The organism is Acidiphilium iwatense, assembly GCF_021556475.1.
Classification (GTDB): Bacteria; Pseudomonadota; Alphaproteobacteria; order Acetobacterales; family Acetobacteraceae; genus Acidiphilium; species Acidiphilium iwatense.
The window spans coordinates 75058-91405 of record NZ_JAKGBZ010000006.1 but is presented as its reverse complement, the minus strand read 5'-3'; the positions used below and the strand labels follow the sequence as shown (position 1 = coordinate 91405).

At 65.5% G+C, this 16348-nt stretch carries 18 protein-coding genes; 8 read left to right on the top strand and 10 right to left on the bottom strand.

All coding sequences use genetic code 11. The annotated features are described in order from the left end of the window. Nucleotides 1-24: 24 nt before the first annotated feature. The 3 genes from L2A60_RS04895 to L2A60_RS04885 are packed head-to-tail and all read right to left on the bottom strand — an operon-like array spanning nt 25 to nt 3304. Entirely contained in the window at nt 25-1518 is a 1494-nt protein-coding gene (locus L2A60_RS04895; RefSeq protein ID WP_235703249.1) for a HAMP domain-containing sensor histidine kinase, read from the bottom strand. 59 nt (nt 1519-1577) lie between these two features. After that, nucleotides 1578-2261, bottom strand: a complete 684-nt coding sequence (locus tag L2A60_RS04890; protein WP_235703248.1) for a response regulator transcription factor — start codon at nt 2259-2261, stop codon at nt 1578-1580. Next, on the bottom strand, nt 2261-3304 hold the full coding sequence (locus L2A60_RS04885) for a S1C family serine protease (protein ID WP_235703247.1): 1044 nt from the start codon (nt 3302-3304) through the stop codon (nt 2261-2263). Before L2A60_RS04885 ends, L2A60_RS04890 begins: the two co-directional genes overlap by 1 nt. A 270-nt stretch (nt 3305-3574) precedes the next feature. On the opposite strand from L2A60_RS04885, the gene L2A60_RS04880 reads away from it, so the two are divergent. From L2A60_RS04880 to ptsP, 5 genes are read left to right on the top strand one after another with little or no spacing between them, the layout of a single operon-like run. Beyond that, a complete protein-coding gene (locus tag L2A60_RS04880) occupies nt 3575-3997 on the top strand; it encodes an HPr kinase/phosphorylase (protein ID WP_235703246.1) in 423 nt (140 codons plus the stop codon). Continuing rightward, the gene (gene rapZ, locus L2A60_RS04875) at nt 3994-4962 is read left to right on the top strand and encodes an RNase adapter RapZ (protein ID WP_235703245.1); all 969 of its coding nucleotides are present in this window, start codon (nt 3994-3996) and stop codon (nt 4960-4962) included. The genes L2A60_RS04880 and rapZ overlap by 4 nt, the downstream gene beginning before the upstream one ends. Continuing rightward, nucleotides 4959-5381, top strand: coding sequence for a PTS sugar transporter subunit IIA (locus L2A60_RS04870; RefSeq protein ID WP_235703244.1), 423 nt, complete (start codon nt 4959-4961; stop codon nt 5379-5381). Before rapZ ends, L2A60_RS04870 begins: the two co-directional genes overlap by 4 nt. After that, nucleotides 5378-5677: an HPr family phosphocarrier protein gene (locus L2A60_RS04865; protein WP_235703243.1), complete on the top strand. Its 300-nt coding sequence runs from the start codon at nt 5378-5380 to the stop codon at nt 5675-5677. The genes L2A60_RS04870 and L2A60_RS04865 overlap by 4 nt, the downstream gene beginning before the upstream one ends. A gap of 2 nt (nt 5678-5679) precedes the next feature. Next, on the top strand, nt 5680-7488 hold the full coding sequence (gene ptsP, locus L2A60_RS04860; protein WP_235703242.1) for a phosphoenolpyruvate--protein phosphotransferase: 1809 nt from the start codon (nt 5680-5682) through the stop codon (nt 7486-7488). A gap of 55 nt (nt 7489-7543) precedes the next feature. On the opposite strand, the gene L2A60_RS04855 is transcribed toward ptsP, so the two are convergent. From L2A60_RS04855 to metX, 5 genes are all read right to left on the bottom strand, one after another. Then, a complete protein-coding gene (locus L2A60_RS04855) occupies nt 7544-8314 on the bottom strand; it encodes a Bax inhibitor-1/YccA family protein (RefSeq protein WP_235703241.1) in 771 nt (256 codons plus the stop codon). A gap of 142 nt (nt 8315-8456) precedes the next feature. Then, the gene (rpsO, locus tag L2A60_RS04850; protein ID WP_235703240.1) at nt 8457-8726 is read right to left on the bottom strand and encodes a 30S ribosomal protein S15; all 270 of its coding nucleotides are present in this window, start codon (nt 8724-8726) and stop codon (nt 8457-8459) included. Between the two features lie 25 nt (nt 8727-8751). After that, nucleotides 8752-9687: a tRNA pseudouridine(55) synthase TruB gene (gene truB, locus L2A60_RS04845; RefSeq protein WP_235703239.1), complete on the bottom strand. Its 936-nt coding sequence runs from the start codon at nt 9685-9687 to the stop codon at nt 8752-8754. A gap of 69 nt (nt 9688-9756) precedes the next feature. After that, nucleotides 9757-10374 carry a methionine biosynthesis protein MetW gene (metW, locus tag L2A60_RS04840; RefSeq protein ID WP_235703296.1) on the bottom strand — a complete coding sequence of 206 codons (618 nt, stop codon included), beginning with the start codon at nt 10372-10374 and terminating at the stop codon, nt 9757-9759. 35 nt (nt 10375-10409) lie between these two features. Next, entirely contained in the window at nt 10410-11555 is a 1146-nt protein-coding gene (gene metX, locus L2A60_RS04835; RefSeq protein WP_235703238.1) for a homoserine O-acetyltransferase MetX, read from the bottom strand. 105 nt (nt 11556-11660) lie between these two features. Between metX and L2A60_RS04830 the strand changes: the two genes are divergently transcribed. The 3 genes from L2A60_RS04830 to L2A60_RS04820 are packed head-to-tail and all read left to right on the top strand — an operon-like array spanning nt 11661 to nt 14543. Further along, nucleotides 11661-12548, top strand: coding sequence for a chorismate mutase (locus tag L2A60_RS04830; protein WP_235703237.1), 888 nt, complete (start codon nt 11661-11663; stop codon nt 12546-12548). Continuing rightward, nucleotides 12545-13663: a histidinol-phosphate transaminase gene (gene hisC, locus L2A60_RS04825; protein WP_235703236.1), complete on the top strand. Its 1119-nt coding sequence runs from the start codon at nt 12545-12547 to the stop codon at nt 13661-13663. Before L2A60_RS04830 ends, hisC begins: the two co-directional genes overlap by 4 nt. Beyond that, nucleotides 13656-14543, top strand: a complete 888-nt coding sequence (locus tag L2A60_RS04820) for a prephenate/arogenate dehydrogenase family protein (RefSeq protein ID WP_235703235.1) — start codon at nt 13656-13658, stop codon at nt 14541-14543. Before hisC ends, L2A60_RS04820 begins: the two co-directional genes overlap by 8 nt. Here the strand turns inward: L2A60_RS04820 and bioD are convergent. Together bioD and L2A60_RS04810 are read right to left on the bottom strand one after the other, a co-directional pair. Further along, the gene (gene bioD / locus L2A60_RS04815) at nt 14509-15192 is read right to left on the bottom strand and encodes a dethiobiotin synthase (protein WP_316044762.1); all 684 of its coding nucleotides are present in this window, start codon (nt 15190-15192) and stop codon (nt 14509-14511) included. The two genes, L2A60_RS04820 and bioD, sit on opposite strands and share 35 nt — an antisense overlap. Further along, the gene (locus tag L2A60_RS04810) at nt 15189-16334 is read right to left on the bottom strand and encodes an aminotransferase class I/II-fold pyridoxal phosphate-dependent enzyme (RefSeq protein ID WP_235703295.1); all 1146 of its coding nucleotides are present in this window, start codon (nt 16332-16334) and stop codon (nt 15189-15191) included. Before L2A60_RS04810 ends, bioD begins: the two co-directional genes overlap by 4 nt. Nucleotides 16335-16348: the final 14 nt, after the last annotated feature.

The window sequence follows — 16348 nt, the reverse complement described above, 5'->3', positions numbered from 1 at the left end:
AAAAGTCCGCGTGAGAAATGCGGGCTAGCTGTTATCGGTCGGTGTCAGGGCGTCTTTTTTCAGGTTTTGGGTCCAGAGCTTGATCCTCAGTGTCGAGTCGGGATTGGGCGCGCGGCGCGGCAGCACCAGAACCGCGCGCAGACCCGGCCGGTTATCGTCGAGCCGCAAGATACCGCCATGAAGATTGGCGATCGCCGATACCAGGGCAAGGCCGAGACCCGAGCCGGGCGTCGAGCGCGCGCTTTCCGCCCGATAGAACCGCTCGGTCGCGCGCGGACGATCGGTCTCGGGAATACCCGCGCCCTGGTCGGCGATGTGAATTTCGATATGGGTGGCATCCATCCGGGCCGAGATCGATACCCGGCATCCGGCCGGTGAGAATTTCAGCGCATTTTCGAGCAGGTTGGCGATCGCCTGCTGGATCATGTCCCGGTCGCCCACCATCGGCAGCTCGCGCGGCCAGGCGATGTCCAGCCCGATACCGCGCTCCTCGGCCGCGGCTTCGAAAAACTCGGCGAGATCGTCGAGCACAGGTGCGAGATCGATATCCGCGAAAGCCGAGCGCCGGGAACCCGCCTCGATCTCGGCGATCCGCAGCAAGGCCTGGAACACCTTGACGACCCCGTCGAGATCGTCGGTTGCGCGGTCGACAGCGCCGCGCAATTCCTCGGTCGTGCGGGCATGCGCTGCGGCATCTTCCAGGCGCGCCCGCGCCCGCGTGATCGGGGTGCGCAGATCGTGCGCGATCGCGTTGGAAACCTGGCGGACCCCGTCCATCAGCCGGGAGATGCGATCGAGCATATCGTTGATCGTCTCGGCGAGTTCGTCGAACTCGTCGCCGCTGCCGGACCGCCGCACGCGCTGGGTCAGATCGCCACGCGCGATCGCCCGCGTGGTCGCGGAAATATCGGCAAGCGAGCGTTTGAACAGCCCGCGAATGACCAGTGCGCCGAGAACGCCGAGCAGCAGCATCGCGGCGAGTGCCCAGAGGAGCCCGTCGCGCAAAATGTGACGCAGTTGGGACCGCGTGCTGACATCCCTTCCGACCAGCAACTGAAATCCGCCGGGCAGTTCGTAGTAGCGCAGCAACGCGTGCGAACGCAGGCCCGCCCGCTCCACCGGCATCGTGTACCAGGCATGGGGCGCATCGATACCCTGGGGCCAACGGGTCAGATTGCCGGCGATTCTATTGCCCAGCGGATCAACCAGCAGATAGATCGCGTTGTCGTTCAGGTTTTCGTCGATCCGGTTGCGCAGGGTCAGCACAAGCGCGGGCAAGCCTCCTTCGGTAAAATGCGTGGCGAGGCCCCGCGCATCGACCCGGATCGCCTCATGGGTCTGCCGGTCGAGCAAACCGACGGTCGAATACCGCAAGGAGGCCGCGAGCACGATGGTCGAAATGCCGAACACCAGCGCGTAGAGCACGGCAAAGCGAACGCCGGCCGAGCGTAGGAATCGCCTGCGCTTGCGTATCCGCACCGGCGGCTTCGGATCGGCTTCGGGTACGGCCTCGCTCACCGCGCCGCCTTCCGGGTAAGATCCCGATAGCGGCGTGATCGACGAAATCTCATTGCACGTTACGGCTCCTCGACCCTGAGCATGTATCCGGCATTGCGGACCGTATGCAGCAGCGGCGCATCGAACGGCTTGTCGATCTTCTGACGCAATCGCGAGACATGAACGTCGATCACGTTGGTTTGCGGATCGAAATGGTAGTCCCACACGCCTTCGAGCAGCATGGTGCGCGTCACCACCTGGCCGGCATGGCGCATCAGATATTCAAGAAGGCGGAATTCACGCGGCTGCAAATCCACCTTCTGACCGCCCCGTTTCACGCCGCGCGACAGCAAATCCATCTCCAGATCGCCGACCGCGAGCCGCGTCGTCGGCCCCTCGCCTTTGCCGCGCCGCGCCATGGCTTCCACCCTGGCGAGCAGTTCGGCGAAGGCGAATGGCTTGGTCAGGTAGTCATCGCCGCCCGCTTTCAGCCCCTTGACCCGGTCATCCACCTGGCCGAGTGCCGAGAGAAACAGCACGGGCGTCGCATTATCCTGGGCGCGCAGGGTTTCCAGCAGGCGCAGCCCGTCGATCCCGCCCGGCAGCATGCGATCGAGGATAATCGCGTCGAAATTCTCGGATGCCGCCATGAACAGCCCGTCACGGCCGTTATCGGCATGTTCCACCGTGTGACCGGCCTCGCGCAGTCCCTTCACCACGAAACCGGCGACATCCTTGTCGTCTTCCACAACCAGTATTCGCATCAGTCGCTCCCTAACTCCGCCGGCCTGCGGCCGACAACTACGGAAAGGCCGAAGATCCGGCCATTCCTATTTATGCGTAAATGCTCGATGCTGCCCGGCGGCACCGAAGCAACCGCACGGATCAGTGCGCTGGCATCGTTCACCGGCAGGCGGTTGATCGCGAGGATGACATCGCCCGGCTCAAGACCGGCCCGCGCGGCAGGTCCATCGGATTCGATTCCGGTCAGTTCCACCCCGGCCGCGCCGGAAGGCAGATCCGCGACCGACACGCCGAGCCAGCCGCGTGGAATGCTGCCATGGGCGATCAGGGCCGCGATGATTCGCCGCGCCATATTGGAGGGAACCGCGAAGCCAATTCCGACCGATCCGCCCGAGGGGGAAACGATGGCGGTATTCACCCCGATCACGTGGCCGTTCATGTCGAATGACGGACCGCCGGAATTGCCCGGATTGATCGGCGCGTCGAGTTGCAGGAAATGATCGAACGGGCCATCGCCGATCTCGCGGCCGCGCGCGGAGATGATACCGGCGGTGAACGATGTGCCGAGATCGAACGGATTACCGGCCGCGAGAATCCAGTCGCCCACCGCCATATGCGCGGAATTGCCCCAGCGCACGAAGGGCAGGTTCCGGCCGGCATCGATCTTGACGACGGCAAGATCGGTCAGTTGGTCGGCGCCGATGATCCGCGCCGGCAGGCGCTGCCCGTCATCCAGGGTGACGATGATGCGCGCCGCATCGCCCACCACGTGATTATTGGTCACGATGATGCCGGATGCGGTGACGATGAAGCCGGAGCCGGCTGCCTTGTTGACCGCACCACCGCCGGTAAATTCCTGCGGCTGGGCATTCCGCCGCGGTAGATGCGGCGGGGACGGTTTTCGTGCCCCGGCGACCTGAGTCACCGAAATGCCGACGATCGCCGGAGCGACGCGGCGCACCAGCGGGGCGAAGCTGGACGGCATGGCGAAGCCGCGCTGCGGCCGCAGGATCGCGGGAGCGACGACAAGAGCAGTGATGATCGCGCGGCGCCGAGCCGGCATTCTGGATTCCTGATGTTTCGATTCGTCGATGACATGGCACCCGGCCGACGCCTGCGCAAGATTCCGCTACACGGCTTTGCCTGAGCGTTGCGGCGACGTTACGAACTTGGCATGTTTCAGAGAGTTACCTACAGTTGTGGAACGAAACGAAGAATTTAGATAAAAAAATTGATGTAACTTCCTATTAATTTACAAAACTTTTAAGAATTGGATGCATTCCTGTCATCCCCCCTTTTGTTTCCGCCTGAAACTTGCCACAATCGGGATACGATGCGCCTGCACGGTTCCTGCGCGACTCTCGGTGATGATGCGGTGTTGCTGCTCGGTCCGTCCGGGATCGGCAAGTCGGATTTGTTGCTGCGGCTCATCGACCGGGGCTTCGTCCTCGTCGGCGACGATCAACTGGAACTCGAAGCGGGCCGGATCAAGGGCGTCTCCCCCCTCATCGGCATGATCGAACTGCGCGGGATCGGCCTGTTCCGCGCCGATCACCGCGATTCGGCGCGACTGAGGCTGGTCGTCAGGCTCGGCGCGGCCAAGGATCGCTTGCCCGCACCCGGCAACGACGCGGAATTCGGCGTGCCGCTCATCGCACTCGATCCGTGCGCCGCCTCGGCGACGGTCCGCATCCATTGGGCGCTCGACGCCGCCTGCGGCCGGCGCATGCAGCATTGCGGCGCATTCGCGGCATGACAGCGCAACGGTCGAGATTGGTGATCGTCAGCGGCCTTTCGGGAGCCGGCAAGAACTCGGTGCTGCGCGCGCTCGAAGATCTTGGCTACGAGGCCGTGGACAATCCCCCGCTCAGGCTGGTCGATACGCTGATCGATTCGGATAAGCCTCTGGCTATCGGAATCGACGCGAGAACTCGCGATTTTTCGGCCGATGAGGTGATCGAAACCCTGCATCGCCTGCGTCGATCCGGGCGCGCCCAACCTGAACTGGTATTCGCCATCGCGTCACCGGAGGTGCTGCAGCGCCGGTTCACCGAAACCAGGCGGCGGCATCCGCTGGCGCTGCAGGGCACGATCGGCGAGGGAATCGAGACGGAGCAGGCGCTGACCCGGCCATTGCGCGATGCCGCCGATTGGGTCGTCGATACGTCCGAACTGCCGCTGGCATCGCTGCGCCAATTGATCGGACAGCGATTCGGCGATCATGGGCCAGGCCTGTCGGTCACCTTGGTCTCGTTCGCTTTCCCCGCGGGCGTTCCGCGCGAGGCGGATCTGGTGTTCGACGCGCGCTTTCTGCGTAACCCGCATTACATACCGGATCTGCGTTCGCAAACAGGGCTCGACGCGACGGTTCGTGCTTATATCGAAAGCGATCCCGACTACCCGGAGTTTCTCAGCCGGTTGAGCGGCCTGATAGCGTTCTTGCTGCCGCGCTTCGTTCGGGAAGGCAAGAAATACGTGACGATCGCGATCGGCTGCACCGGTGGACGGCACCGCTCGGTGACGATCGCCGAGGCGCTCGCCGCGCGGTTGAGACCCCGGCATGGGGCGGTTCAGGTCGAGCATCGTGCCATCGGCGTCAAACAGGTTGAAGCGCCGCAGCAGGCGGACCGGCAGCGGGCGGATCGTTCCGGCCCGCGATCGGCGATACCCGGACCATCCGGGGGAATACGGAGTTACATGATGACCGGAGCGTTGAAATGATCGGGCTCGTCCTGGTTAGCCACGGCAATCTCAGCGTCGCGCTGCGCGATGCGATGGAACACGTGGTCGGTCCGCAGCGCAACGTCGCCACGGTATCGGTCGAGGCCGATGCCGATATCGAAACCCAGAGGCGCGAGATCGCCGCGCGCGTCGCCGACGTGGATACCGGGGACGGCGTGGTGGTGCTGACTGACATGTTCGGAGGCACGCCGTGCAATCTTGCCATGTCGATGCTCAACCGCCCGGATGTCGAGGTGATCGCCGGGGTGAACCTGCCGATGCTGATAAAACTCGCCAAGATCAGGGGCAGCCAGGGTCTGGCCGAGGCCGTGCAATGCGCGGAAGCCGCCGGCCGGAAATACATCGCCTGCGGGTCCGAGGTCCTGCAAAGCGTGCCGCCGCGTCGCGCGTGCGGATGAGCGACGAGAACCGCACCTCATCGACCCGGCTGGTCCAGCAGGCGATTATTCGCAACAAGCGTGGCCTGCATGCGCGGGCGGCGGCGAAACTGGTCACGCTGGCGGAAAAATTCAGCGCTTCAGTGGAAGTGTCGCGGGACGGCCAGTCGGTCTCCGCGCAATCGATCATGGGGCTGATGATGCTCGGCGCAGGTCCAGGCTCGGAGATCGAGATTTCGGCCGACGGCTGGGATGCGAAGGAAGCGCTCGCCGCCGTGCTGGAACTGATCGAAGCGGGTTTTCATGAAACCGGCTGACCATGAGAAGCGGTGACGCGCCACCCCGGAAATCCCGCCGGCAGACAAGGCTGGGCGGCACGCCGATCATGCCGGGGATCGGTATCGGACCGATCACCTTCGCCGAGGAGCCGGCGCTGCCGAACCCGCGGCAGAAAATCGCGGCAAGCGACATCCAGGCGGAGTTGCGCCAGTTCGACGATGCCGCCAAGCAGGCACGCAAGCAACTCGGCAAGCTGAAGGCGCGTCTCACCACCCTGCCCGAAGAGGCTCAGACCGAAATCGCGCCGCTGATCGAAGCGCATCTGCACATGCTCGGCTCGTCGAGGCTGATGCGGGCGATCCAGTCGGCGATCGAGGACCGGCTGGTCTCCGCAGCAACTGCCGTGATCGAGGTCGCCGAAGATCAGGCCCGCACGCTCCTGGCGCTGCGACGGGGCGCCGATGACGGGGCCGCCGCCGCGCGCCAGGCCGAGGAGGTACGCGACATCGGCCGGAGGCTGCTGCGCAATCTGACCCATCTTCCATTCCGCAGCTTTTCAGGCCTGCCGCAAGGCGGTATTCTGGTCGCCGAGCAGTTGCGCCCGTCCGATGCAGCCTTGATCGATCCGGCCCATTTTGCCGGCATCGCGACCGAGGAAGGCTCGGCCGATAGCCATACCGCGGTCATGCTGCGGGCGATCGGTGTGCCCGCCGCCCTCGGCATTCCCGGTCTACTCGCGGCGGCACGGCCGGGCTCGACCGCGATTCTCGATGGCGAATCGGGCGCGATCATCCTCAATCCTGGGCAGCGCGGGCTGGCGGAGGCTGCACGCCTGCGCACCTCTTTCGCGCGGGCGCAGCGGGGGCTCGTCCGGCTCCGCCGGCTGGCTTCGGAAACGCTCGATCATGTGCCGATTGAGTTGCAGGCAAATCTGGAACTTCCCTTCGAACTGCCGATGGTCGCGCAATCGGGAGCCACGGGAATCGGGTTGATGCGGACCGAATTCCTGTTCATGAATCGAGAAACCGTACCCGACGAGGACACCCAGTACACCATCTATCGCGAAGCGATCGAGGCAATGGATGGCGACCCGGTGACGATTCGCCTGCTCGACTGGGGGTCCGACAAGGAAGCCGAGGCTCTGGTCGCCAGCGATGCCATTTCCGTGGCGCGGGAGGCGAACCCCGCACTTGGTCTGCGCGGCATTCGCCTGCTCCTGCAGAATCCGAAACTGCTGGAGACCCAGATCGCGGCGGTTTTGCGCGCCGCCGCTTTCGGCCCGGTCCGCATCCTGGTCCCCATGGTCAGCCGGATTTCCGAAATCGAAACGGTCCGGCACGAAGTGGACAGGGTCTGGCGCCGGTTGCGCACGCGACAAACCCGCCTGCCCGCCTTGGCACCGCCGATCGGCATCATGGTCGAAACCCCGGCCGCGGCGCTGAATGCAACCGCCTTCGCACGGCACGTCGCATTCTTCGCGATCGGCACCAACGATCTGACTATGTATGCCATGGCCGCTGACCGAGCATTGTCGGATCGGACCGGCCTTTACGACCCGCTCAATCCGGCAGTGCTTCGCCTGATCGCGATGACCGTCGCGGCCGGCGAGAATGCCGGCGTATCAGTCTCGATCTGCGGCGAGCTGGCGAGCCGCCCGGAAGCCGTTCCGCTGCTCATCGGCCTCGGATTGCGGCAGTTTTCCATGCATGGCGGGGCGGTGCTGCGGGTCAAGCGTGCGGTGCGCGCGACCGAAGTGACCTCCTGCATCGGTCTCGCCGAAGCGGCGCTCATGGCGTCGGGTGCGAAGGTGGTGCACGCCTTGATCGCTCAGACGGCGATCGGCTCATAACGCAAACCGGCCCCGATCGCGCGATCGGGGCCGGTCATCAGTCAGCAGCGCCGGTTCAACTGCGGCGGTTGCCCATGAACTGAAGCAGGAACATGAACAGGTTGATGAAGGTCAGATAGAGTTGCAGCGCGTCATAGACGCTGCGTTTGGATGCGATATCGGCACCGAAGCGGTAGCCGTACTGGAGATAATCCGCCTTGATCTGCTGGGTCTGGTAGGCGGCAAGGCCGGTGAAGATCAGCACGCCGATCGCGCTGATGGCGAACTGGAAGGCCGAGGATTGCAGGAAGATGTTAACCACCATCGCAATCAGCAAGCCGATTACGCCCATGATCAGAAAGCTGCCAAGCTTCGCGAGGTTGGCTTTCGTCGTGTAGCCGTACAGGCTCATCGCGCCGAACGTGGCGGCGGTCACGAAAAACGTGGTGAGGATCGAGCGCCCGGTATAGACTAGGAAAATATTGGTCAGGCTCGCGCCCATCGTGGCGCAGAACGCCCAGAACAAAGCTTGCGCCTGGGTGGTCGAAAGCTTGTTCACCCCGAAACTCATCACCAGCATGAAGCCGAGCGGCGCGAAGATGGTGATATAGGCGAGGATGCCGGGCTGGCGGACCACGGCGCCGCTGGCGGTGGTCACCAGCGGGTAGAACAGATCGATCGCCTCGGTGTGCGAGATCGCATAGGAAATGATGGCGGTCAGGAGCAGGCCCGATGCCATCCAGTTATAGACCCGCAGCATGTAAGCGCGCAGGCCTTCGTCCAGAACTCCAGCGCCGGCCGCGACGCTCGCGCCACGGTAGGATCGCATGTCAGGACCAATAGCCATGATTGATCGTCACTCCTTCAAAGCGGCGGGACTGCCGCTTTCGTCCCGCTATTTTGGCCATTCCGTGGCGCCGATCAAGCAGAATCGGCGCCACAAGGGTTAGATCGGCGTAACGATCGGGAGAACTGCCAAGCAGAGCCGATCAGCGACGCAGATTGAGCCGGCCGATCAGAGCCTCGTAGCGCTTCACATCCTGCTTCTTGACGTAGTCGAGCAGGCGGCGGCGACGGCCGACCAGCATGAGCAGACCCCGGCGCGAATGAAAATCCTTCGCATGGGTCTTGAGATGCTCGGTGAGGTTGTTGATTCGCTCTGAAAGCAGGGCAACCTGAACCTCAGGGCTGCCGGTATCGGTGGGGGTGTTGGCATACTCGCCGATCAGTGTCGTGCGGCGTTCCGCGGTAATCGACATCGCATTTACTCCTGCGTGATGAAGGTTAAAGCACGCGCTCCGGCCTGAGCATTCCGTCAACGAAACGGCCCAGAACAGCGAAGCGGCGACCCGCCAGCCCGCGCACCAACCCTCCATCGGGATTGGCGGCAGCCGGAATCCGGCCCATCAGGTCGACAAGGCTCAGCGCCATGCCGTTGCGAAGGGCGGCGGCCTCGGCTTCGGTCAGGGCCAGCGCCGGGATGTCGGCCAGCGCGGTCTCGACCGGACGCACGAGGTCCGGGTTCGTCGCGGCGCTATGGCCGGAATCGGCGAGCTTGTCCAGGGTGGTGGCCGCCTGCTCGGTGAACGGCCCCACGGCAAGCCTGCGCAGTGCCGCGATATGGCCAACCGTGCCGATTGCGCGCGCGAGATCGCGGGCCAGCGAGCGCATATAGACACCTTTGCCGGACGCGACCTCGAAAATTGCATGATCGGGATCGGGACGGCCGATCAGGTCGAACCGATCGATCTGTGCCGGGCGCGGCGGCAGATCGGGTGGCGCACCGGCACGGGCAAGATCGTAGGCCCGCTCGCCTTCCACCTTGATCGCCGAGAAAGCCGGCGGCACCTGCATGATGGCGCCCCGGAACGCTGTGAGCGCCGCCAGGATCGCCGCATCGTCGGGCCGCGCGTCGCTGGTGGCGATCACCGCTCCGTCGGCGTCATCGGTATCGCGCGCCTCGCCGAAGCGCAGGGTGAAGCGGTAGAGCTTGGTGCCGTCCATGATGTAGGGAACCATTTTGGTCGCCGCCCCCAGCGCGATCGGCAGAACCCCAGTCGCCAGAGGGTCGAGCGTGCCGCCATGGCCGACCTTCGCCGCATCGAGCAGGCGCTTGATCTTGGCGACCGCGTGGGCGCTGGTAATGCCCGGCGGCTTGTCGAGAACGATCCAACCGTCGATCTTTCGGCCGCGCTTCTGCCTTGTCTGAGGCCGTGTCATTCGATGTCCTGACGATTGGGAAAGATGAGGCGCGGGTGATAGCGAAGCTTGCGCGAAACGGGAAGCGCGTTACGCCCGAAACGCGCGGTGATCGCGGCGGAGCAGAAACAGCCCCTGCTCGCCGAACAGGTTGGCAAGCATCGGCGCACGCCGCCAGGGCGCATGGCGGCCGGCATCGTCGGCGGCGAGCCAGGTTTCGACCCGATAGCCCTCCTCGTCGCACAGGCTGAAGAAGTCGCGGATGGTGCAGGGATGGATGTTCGGGGTTTCGTACCACATCCGGCCCCAGGTTTTGGTCATCGGCATCCGCCCGGTGGTGAGCAATTGCCAGCGCAGGCTCCAATGGCCGAAATTGGGGAAGCTGACGATCGCCCTGGTGCCGATCCGCAGCATTTGGCGCAGCACCTCGCGGGGCCGTCCGACCGCCTGGAGTGTGCGGGATAATACCACATAATCAAAGGCATCGTCCGGGTAGTGCGTCAGATCGGTGTCGGCATCGCCCTGCATCACCGGCAGGCCGTGTGCGACGGCGCGGGTCACTTCGGCCATGTCGATCTCGATACCGCGCGCGTCGCATTCGCGGGTGCGGAACAGATGGTCGATCAGCGCGCCGTCGCCGCAGCCGATATCGAGTACACGGGAACCGGGTGCGATCATCCCTGCGATCAGCTCGAGATCGACCCGCATGTTCTTCGCGACGAAACGGACGGGCGCCGCGTCGTTCATGCCAGCCCCGCCGCTTCGGCCGCACCGCCGAGAAACCCGGCGATGGTGCGGTGGAAATCCGGCTCGTCGAGCAGGAACGCGTCGTGCCCCTTGTCGCTCACGATCTCGACGAAGCTGACATTGGCGGCGGCCTGATTGAGCGCCCGCGCGATCGTCCGGCTTTCGGCGGTGGGGAACAGCCAGTCCGAGCTGAACGATACCAGCAGGAACCGGGTTTTCGACCCGCGAAACGCGGCACCCAGCGAGCCGCCGTGATCCGCCGCGAGATCGAAGAAATCCATCGCCCTGGTTATGCACAGATAGGAATTGGCGTCGAACCTGCGCACGAAACTCGACCCCTGGTGCTCGAGATAGCTTTCCACCGCGAAGCGTTCGCCGAACAGGATCGGGCTGAGCACATCGCCGCCTTGCAGGCGCCTGCCGAATTTGCGGGTAAGCGCCGCCTCCGAGAGATAGGTGATATGCGCGGTCATCCGGGCGACCGCGAGGCCGCGCGCTGGGATCACACCATGCGCCCAGTAGCGCCCGCCATGAAAGTCCGGGTCGGCGAAGATCGCCTGCCGCCCGACCTCGTGAAAGGCGATGTTCTGCGCCGAATGATGGGCGGCGGTCGCGACCGGCACGGCGGCGAACACGCTTTCGGGAAACAGCGAGGCCCAGGCCAGTGCCTGCATGCCGCCCATCGAGCCGCCGATCACCGCGAACAGCCGGGAAATGCCGAGCCGGTCGATCAGCTTCTTCTGCGCGCGGACCATGTCCTGGATGGTGACCGGCGGAAATAAGGTGCCCCACGGCTCGCCCACGTTCTGATCGGACCGGCTGCGCGGGCCGGTCGAGCCCATGCAGCCGCCCAGCACATTGGAGCAGATCACGAAATACCGATCGGTATCGACCGGCTTTCCCGCCCCGACCATCGCGCCCCACCACGCCGGCTTGCCGGTCAAAGGGTGGGTTTCGGCGACATACTGGTCGCCGGTCAGCGCATGACAGACCAGAACCGCGTTGCTGCGATCGGCATTCAGCGTGCCGTAGGTGCGATAGGCGATATCGATTTGCGCCAGATGCGCGCCGCAATCGAGATCGAGGCCTTCGGTGAAGGTCTCGTGAAGATGCGCGATCTCGGGAAATGGCGACTGGTCCATGGCGGTCTCGATATGCGCGCAACAGGGGCGTCCGGCAAGAACCGGGACTTGCCGTGCGCCGCGCCTCCTGTATCAGGGAAGCTCCGTTCATCACACTGGTCTCTTATGTCCGACACATCGTCCCTGTCCCCTCCGCACGACACGGCTTCGGAAGCGCTCGCATCCCTGCGCGCCGAAATCGACGCGCTCGACGATCGGCTGCACGATCTTCTGATGGAACGCGCGCTCATCATCGAGCGCGTGGCGCGCGACGGCGGCAAGACCGGCGTGCCGATCCGCCCAGGGCGGGAAGCCGCCATGCTGCGCCGGCTGCTCGCGCGGCATCGTGGCGCCCTGCCGCCGCAGACCATTCTGCGCATCTGGCGGGAGCTGTTCTCCGGCGCGCTGATGATCGAAGGCGGGCTGACCATCGCCGTGGCCGATGGCGGGCAGGCCGAATTGCCGGCGGTCGCGCGCGAGCATTTCGGGCCGCTGACCGCGCTGCGCCGGCACCGCACGCCCTCGCAGGCGCTCGCCGATCTGACCAACGGCGCCGCCCATGCGGCCGTACTGCCCCTGCCGTCCGACGAAGACGATGACCAGGCCGCATGGTGGGTCGGGCTGATGCACGGCGGCGTGCCGCGTCTCGCGATCGTGGCGAAGCTGCCGTTCTGGGCGCGGCGCACCGAAGGCGTGCCGCAGGCTGGCGCCTATGTGGTGGCATCGCTGGCACCTGATCCCAGCGGTGCCGATCGCAGCCTGATCGGCATCGAGATCGCGCCCGATATGAGCACCGCGCGCATTGCCGGCCAGTTGACGTCTGCCGGATTCGACGTGGGTTCGATCCTGCCGCGCCGGGCGGCGAAACAGGAGGTCGGCTACGCTCTCGCCGATGTCGAGGGGCTGGTCGCGCGGGACGACCCGCGATTGAGCGCCATTGCAGGCTTTATGGCGACCCCGGTGATCCTTGGCTCCTACGCCGTCCCTTTCGGCGCGACTGGACCGACGCGATGACCGGACAGTTCAAACCCCACGGTCATCCGGGCCCGCATGCGCGGGACGCCGTGTTCTCGGTGCCGCCTTACGTGGGCGGAGAATCGACACTCAAGGGCGTCAACCGGGTGATCAAGCTCTCCTCCAACGAAGGCGCGTTCGGTCCGCCGCCCGGTGCCGTCGAGGCGATCCGGGCAGCGGCATGCTCGGCGCATCGCTATCCTGATGGCGGATCGGCCGCGCTGCGCGAGGCGATCGGTGTGCGCTTCGGGCTCGATCCGGCGCGGATCGTCTGTGGCAACGGATCGGATGAACTGATCACGTTGCTGATCCAGTCTTATGGCGGATCGGGCACCGAACTGGTGATGAGCGCGCACGGGTTCCTGATCTACGAAATCGCCGCCAAGCTGGCGGGAATGACCGTGCGCAAGGCCACCGAGCGCGACCTTGTCACTGATATCGACGCGATGCTTGCGCAGGTGACGCCGGCGACGCGGCTGGTATTCCTCGCCAACCCGAACAATCCGACGGGAACCCTGGTTCCACACGCCGAAATCGCGCGGCTGCGCGCGGGATTGCCCGAGGACGTTCTGCTGGTGCTCGACGCCGCCTATGCCGAGTATGTCGAACGCCCCGACTACGACGCGGGTGCGTTGCTGGTCGATGCCGGCGGCAACGTGGTGATGACCCGCACCTTCTCGAAAATGTTCGGGCTGGGCGGCGCACGGCTCGGCTGGGCCTATGCGCCCGCGCCGGTGATCGACGTGCTCAACCGCACGCGCATGCCGTTCAATGTCAGTTCGCTCGCCGCCGCCGCCGGAATCGCCTCGCTCGGGGAACCGGGCTGGATCGAGCGGTGTCGCGACCATAACAACCGGGCACGGGCGGCGCTGACCGCACGGCTGCGCGCATGCGGCATCACGGTTCATCCCAGCGAGACCAATTTCATCCTGGCCGATCTCGGCAGCACCACGCGCGCGGCTGCGGCCGATGCGCATCTGCGAACGCGGGGCATCCTTGTGCGCAACGTCGCCGCTTATGCCCTGCCGCAATGCCTGCGCATCACCATCGGGACCGACGAGGAATGCGACGCGGTGGCCGAGGCGCTCGCCGGTTTCGTCCGCGACCATGGCTGAACCGATCTTCGACCGCCTTGCCCTGATCGGCATCGGGCTGATCGGCTCATCGGTTGCGCGCATCGCCCGCGCGCAGGGCGATATCGCGCGGTTTGTGGTGGCGAATGCCCGCACCGAAGCCACGCTGGCCCGCGTGGCCGAACTCGGCATCGCCGATCTGTGCGAGATCGACCCGGCACGCGCCGTCGAGGGTGCGGATTGCGTCATGCTCTGCGCGCCGGTCGGCGCCTATGCAGCACTCGCGGCCGCGATCGGGCCACATCTGGCGCCGGGCGCGATCGTCACCGATGTAGGCTCGACCAAGCAGTCGGTGATCCGCGATGTCGGTCCGCATCTGCCGGAAGGCGTCCATTTTGTCCCCGGCCATCCGATGGCGGGAACCGAATTCTCCGGCCCCGACGCCGGTTTCGTCGAATTGTTCCAGGGCCGCTGGTGCCTGCTGACGCCGCCGCCGGGTACCGACACGGATGCGGTCGCGCGGGTACAATCGCTCTGGGAACGCTGCGGCGCGATGGTCGGCGTGATGGACCCGGCGCATCACGACCGGGTGGTGGCGATCGTCAGCCATCTGCCGCATCTGATCGCCTTCACCATCTGCGGCACCGCCGACGACCTCGCCGACGAGACGCGGCAGGAAGTGCTGCAATTCGCCGCCTCGGGGTTTCGCGATTTCACCCGCATCGCCGCGTCCGACCCGGTGATGTGGCGCGACGTGTTTCTCAACAACCGCGAGGCGCTGCTGGAAATGCTCGCCCGCTTCACCGAGGACGCGCAGGCGATGGCGCGCGCGGTGCGCTGGGGCGATGCCGCCTATATCGAGGACAAGGTTCTGCGCGGCCGCAAGATCAGGCAGGCGCTGATCGATCTCCATCAGGCTTGACCGCCCAGCCGAGCCAGTTTTTTGCTCCGCAGACGACCACTTGGATGACCGAATCGGCAAGATGACGCGCGATCGCGGCCCGCGTCTCTTCGACTGGTACTGAACTGGGTACGATCGGGTTGATGATGATGGCGGCGATCGGAATGGCACGGGCGCGCAAGGCTTCGACCGTGCAGAGCGTGTGGCTGATCGTGCCGAGATAGGCGCCGGCAACGACGATCGCCGGGATATCGAGTTCGGCGATCCAGTCGCGCACGGTATGCCGGTCGTCGAGCGGCACCATCGCGCCGCCTACCCCCTCGATGAGCAGAGGCGCCTTCGCCTGGGCGATTTCGCGGCGGCAGAAGGCGATCAACCCGGCGAAATCGATCGCCCTTGCCTCGCGCATGGCCGCCATGTCGGGCGAGAGCGGAGCCGCGAAGCGCCAGGGGCAGATGCGCGCGACCGCCGCGTTACTGACCGGCTCGCCCATCGCGGCAAGCAGAGCAGCGGCGTCGCTCTCGTCCGGTTTCGCCGGATCGTAACCGCTGGCAACAGGCTTTACCGCACGCGCGGCGATTCCCGAGGCGCGCCAGGCACGGATCATGCTTGCGGCGATATGGGTTTTGCCGATCTCGGTGCCGGTCGCGGTGACGAAAAACACGGTCATGCCGGAACCGCGACCATCGGCCGGACCAGGCCGGCGAGGCGCGAAATATCGGCCTCCTCATGGGCGGCGGTGAAGGTGAAGCGCAGGCGCGCCGTGCCCTCGGGCACGGTCGGCGGGCGGATCGCCGCGACCAGGAAACCATGCGCTTCCAGTTGCGCCTGGGCGGCTAGTGCGGCTTCGGCCGCGCCGAGAATCAGCGGCACGATCGGGCTTTGTGCCGCGGGCAGGCCAAGCGCCTCGGTAAACAGCCGCGCCTTGCGCAACGGTTGCGCGCAATAATCGGGCTCGCTGGCGATCAGGTCGAGCGAGGCGATCGAAGCCGCGACCACGCCGGGCGGCAGGCCGGTGGTGTAGACGAAGCTGCGCGCGCGATTGCGGATCAGGTCGCACACCACGCGCGACGCGCAGAGATAGCCGCCATAGGCGCCGACCGCCTTCGACAGCGTGCCCATCTGGAGCGGCACCGCCTCGCCATAAGCCGAGCCGTGCCCGGCATTGAGCACGCCGATGCCGTGGGCATCGTCGGTCATCAGCCAGGCGCCGTGCGCGTCGGCGAGTGCGGCGAGTCCGGCGATCGGGGCGAGATCGCCATCCATCGAAAACACCCCGTCGGTCACGATCAGCGCGTGGCGCGCCTGCCCCCGTGTGGCGGCGAGCAGGGACGCCAGGTGATCGAGATCGTTGTGGCGAAAGGTGAACAGCGCCGCACCCGCGAGCTTCGCGCCGGCCCAGATGCAGGCATGGGCCAGTTCATCGACGAAGATCGCATCCGTTTTGCCGGTCAGCGCCGGAATGATGCCGGTATTGGCGAGATAGCCCGAGCCGAACACCACAGCGTCTTCGGTGTCTTTCAACGCGGCAAGGCGGGATTCAAGCGCATCGTAGAGCGGATGGTCGCCGGTGACGAGGCGCGAGGCGCCGGCACCGGCGCCGTAGCGCTGCGTCGCCGCGACGGAAGCCGCGATGATCGTGGGATGGGTCGAAAGATTGAGATAATCGTTGCAGGAGAAGGAAACCAGCCGCCGCCCCGCGCGATCGAGAACCGCGCCCGGATGCCGGGCGGTGGGCGTCAGCCGCCGGCGCAGCGCGGCGCCATCGAGAGCGGCGAGTTTTGTCTCGGCGAATCGATCGAGCGAGTGAATTTTAGTGCTCCCTT